Source organism: Wolbachia endosymbiont of Drosophila bocki, assembly GCF_028982005.1.
Classification (GTDB): Bacteria; Pseudomonadota; Alphaproteobacteria; order Rickettsiales; family Anaplasmataceae; genus Wolbachia; species Wolbachia pipientis.
In genome coordinates this window covers 1-3,850 of the sequence record NZ_JAPQLG010000020.1, presented here as the reverse complement: position 1 = coordinate 3,850, position 3,850 = coordinate 1, and the positions used below count along the sequence as shown (strand labels likewise).

The 3,850-nt window shown below is 37.4% G+C and carries 4 protein-coding genes and 1 pseudogene; 4 read left to right on the top strand and 1 reads right to left on the bottom strand.

Features of this window, described 5'->3' with window-relative positions:
- Positions 1-734: pseudogene (locus OZD61_RS00390) on the top strand (hypothetical protein); the annotation flags it as partial.
- A gap of 40 nt (positions 735-774) precedes the next feature.
- Here OZD61_RS00390 and OZD61_RS00385 read toward each other — a convergent pair.
- Entirely contained in the window at positions 775-1,290 is a 516-nt protein-coding gene (locus tag OZD61_RS00385; RefSeq protein WP_182320224.1) for a gamma carbonic anhydrase family protein, read from the bottom strand.
- 144 nt (positions 1,291-1,434) lie between these two features.
- Between OZD61_RS00385 and secG the strand changes: the two genes are divergently transcribed.
- Genes secG through OZD61_RS00370 form a run of 3 tightly spaced genes read left to right on the top strand, consistent with a single transcriptional unit; the run spans position 1,435 to position 3,795 of the window.
- Positions 1,435-1,755, top strand: coding sequence for a preprotein translocase subunit SecG (gene secG, locus OZD61_RS00380; protein ID WP_007548880.1), 321 nt, complete (start codon positions 1,435-1,437; stop codon positions 1,753-1,755).
- Positions 1,755-3,359 carry a CTP synthase gene (locus OZD61_RS00375; protein WP_274979429.1) on the top strand — a complete coding sequence of 535 codons (1,605 nt, stop codon included), beginning with the start codon at positions 1,755-1,757 and terminating at the stop codon, positions 3,357-3,359. The genes secG and OZD61_RS00375 overlap by 1 nt, the downstream gene beginning before the upstream one ends.
- A 25-nt stretch (positions 3,360-3,384) precedes the next feature.
- Positions 3,385-3,795 (top strand): nucleoside deaminase, encoded by a 411-nt coding sequence (locus OZD61_RS00370; RefSeq protein WP_274979428.1) that lies wholly within the window; start codon positions 3,385-3,387, stop codon positions 3,793-3,795.
- The last annotated feature ends 55 nt before the right edge of the window (positions 3,796-3,850 follow it).

The window sequence follows — 3,850 nt, the reverse complement described above, 5'->3', positions numbered from 1 at the left end:
ACGGGACTCCGACTTTTATCCCGGTAGGTTTAACTCCTACTGAACATACTCACCTTCTCTGGACACACGCAAGTAAAAGACTACAACGGAGTAAGCAGCAGTTAAAAGAGAAAGACGAGGAAATAATGGCATTAAAAGCTCAACAAAATACACAAGAAGTTGCGAACTTACAGCAACAGTTACAAGCTAAAGACGATGAAATAAAAGATTTACAAGAACAGCTAAACAACCAACCAGATGCTACTCTGTTAAAAGCTAAAGACGATGAAATAAAAGATTTACAAGAACAGCTAAACAACCGACCAAGTGCTGCTCAGTTACAAGCTAAAGATGAGGAAATAACACAATTAAAAGCTCAAGTTCAGCAGTTGCAAGCTAAAAATGCTGAAGTTGTGGAGTTAAATAAACAATTAGAAGAGAGTAAAAGTCTTGTTGATAAATTACAGAAGGAAAAACAAACACTAGAAGATAAAAGCAAAACAACTGAGCAACCAAAACAAGGCAATGGAGCGAGGTACACCGCTACTGTTGGTGTTGGTCTTGCTGCTGGACTGATAGCATTTACTGCACTTGAACATACAGTTAGGTTAGAGATGTTAGTAATAATTGGTATAGCAGTAACATCTGCACTCGTAGCTGGTGGTATTACATATGCAGTATTACCTAGTACTCAAGTAGATGGGGCAAAAGAACAAGAAGTAAATGAGATGGGAAAAAGAAGTAACAAGGGTTAAGCCGAAATGTACGTGTCAAGTAAAACACTTGACGCGAACTTCAGTTTTTATATTCCTTCATTAGCATAATATAATTTTGTGCTGATTGTGTAATATGTTTAATTTCTTCATTCGACATTTTTTTGAAGAATTTTGCTGGCCTGCCAGCCCATATTTCCCCACTTTTTATTACTTTTCCATGTGTCACTAGCGAGCCAGCAGCTACCATAGCTTCAGACTCCACAACTGCATGGTCCATCACGGTAGAGCCCATACCAATAAACGCTTTATCATGCACCGTGCATGCATGCAACATACAAAAATGTCCCACTGTTACCATGCTGCCAATAATTGTGTCACCACCTGGGTTTCTATCCACATGAATTACCGTTCCATCTTGAATATTTGTTCCATCACCTATTTTTATTGATCCAACGTCCCCTCTGACCACACAATTAAACCAGATGCTCGCATTTCTTCCTATTTCAACCTTGCCTATGATATGCGAACCACCTGCGATGAAAGCACTTTCGTCTATTTTTGGTTCATAATCTTTGTATTTTAAAATGTGATACATATTAAGCCCAAAGTCTTATGCATATGTTAATCAAAATAAGGTAAGCAGTAAATACATACTTAGATTTCAAACTACTTGGGTGACAGATGTTCTTGACTTACGTGCTTTGTACTGCTAAGATTTTTATTTTCAGCCCTATCTATAATGTCAGTAGCGGTATTAAGTATATTTCAAATAATATTGGTTGTTGTGTTAGTAATTTTAGTGCTCTTGCAGCCGCCTGGAAGTAGTTCGTTAAGTGGTTTTAGTAATACACAACAGGGGGTCAATTCGATGATTCCGGTGAAATCTTCTGAAAACCCGCTCAGCAGAATAACGGCTATTGTTGCTGGATTGTTTATTATAAACACATTGCTATTGTCAGGATTATGTTCAAAAGACGTACATAAAAAATCGATCGCAGAAAAAATTATATTAGAAAAAAAGCAAGAAAGTGAATCTACTTCTGTTCCATTTGAAAATTAATGAAGGAAGCTAAATTTATCTTTGTCACAGGTGGAGTTGTGTCATCGCTTGGTAAAGGCTTAGTTGCTTCGAGTGTTGGTGCGCTTCTTCAAGCTCATGGTTTTAAGATCCGTATCAGAAAACTTGACCCGTATCTCAACATTGATCCTGGAACAATGAACCCAACTCAGCACGGAGAGGTATTTGTTACCGAAGATGGTGCTGAAACTGATTTGGATCTTGGGCATTATGAGCGTTTTACTGGAATTAAAGCAACAAAAGATGATAATATAACAACTGGTAAGATATATCATGAGTTATTGAAGAAAGAGAGGCGTGGTGATTATCTGGGCAAAACTGTGCAAGTCATTCCTCATGTGACAGATTTGATCAAATCGTTCATTTTTAATGGTACGGAAGGTTTAGATTTTGTAATATGTGAAATAGGCGGAACTGTAGGTGACATTGAAAGCCAACCATTTTTGGAGGCTATACGCCAAGTTAACTACACATTAGGAAAACAAAGAATTATCCTGATTCACTTAACTTTAATACCATATCTTACCGCAGCGCAAGAATTAAAGACAAAACCAACGCAGCATTCAGTTCGAGAGTTAAATTCCGCGGGGTTACAACCAGATATTATATTATGCCGCAGTGAGAAAGAAATTTTCGATAATCAAAGAGAGAAAATAGCTAAGCTTTGCAATGTTTCTTTATCCAATGTAATACCTGCCCCTGATGTGAGTCATATATATGAGTTACCGGTGTTGTATAGCCAATGTGGGCTTGATACGCAAATTTTGGAGCACTTTCATTTAAGTAAGCCAAAACCAAGCTTGACTGAATGGGATCAAATAGTGCATTCCATAAGGCACCCAACACAGGAAGTTACTGTATCTATAGTGGGAAAATACACCGAATTCCCTGATGCATACAAATCACTGATTGAAGCATTAAATCATGGTGCGATTAGTAATAAAGTCAAAGCAAAGATAAATTGGGTTAACTCAAGAGAGAAGGAAGAAAAACCTATAAATGAAAAACTTATAGGAGAGAAATTACAGAATTCTCATGCAATCCTTGTTCCAGGGGGGTTTGGTGATGACGGAGTAGAGGGTAAAATATTAGCAATAAATTATGCCCGTACAAATAATATCCCATTTTTCGGAATTTGCCTTGGTATGCAGCTTGCAATTATTGAATTTGCTCGTAATGTTGTTAAGCTTGAAGATGCACACTCTGAAGAATTTCGTAACTGTAAACATCCAATCGTTAAGTTAGCTGGCGATCAAGATGACGATCTTGGTGGAACCATGAGACTTGGGGCATACAAATGTAATATAAATGCAAACTCTAAAATGATGGATGCATATAGTAACACTACTATTTCAGAAAGACACAGGCATAGATACATAATCAATTCAGATTATAAAGATGATTTGGAAAAAAATGGGCTGCTATGCAGTGGCATATCAGAAGATGGAACGTGCATAGAGGCAGTGGAGTTAGGGAGTCATCCGTGGTTTATTGGTGTGCAGTTTCATCCAGAATTTCAATCAAAGCCGTTTTCTCCTCATTCTCTTTTCGTGTCGTTCGTTAAAGCAGCAATTGATAAGAAATAAGTGCCTAGTGTTTAAGTATCAATATATGGAGCTTGCCATAGAGCAAGCCAAACTCGCTCAAAAAAATGATGAGGTGCCCATAGGTGCTGTAATAGTGAGTGGAGACAATATCATTTCTTCTGCACACAATATATCCAGCGATCCAACTGCGCATGCAGAGATGTTAGCAATCAGACAAGCATTTTCAACTCCCACGCTTTGTGATGCTGATATGTACGTAACATTAGAACCATGTCCGATGTGTGCTCAAGCCATTTCCTTTGCCAGAATTAAACGATTGTACTTTGGAGCTTATAATCCAAAAGGTGGAGGAATTGAAAATGGTGCTAAGATATTTCAATTTTGCAGCCATATACCTGAAGTTTATGGTGGGATATTAGAAACAGAATGCTCTTTTTTGTTAAAGGATTTTTTTGAGAAATTAAGAACCTGTTAAGGATCTCGAAAATATGAGGTAAAATAAGCATAGTTAAGAAAGAGGTATATCTATG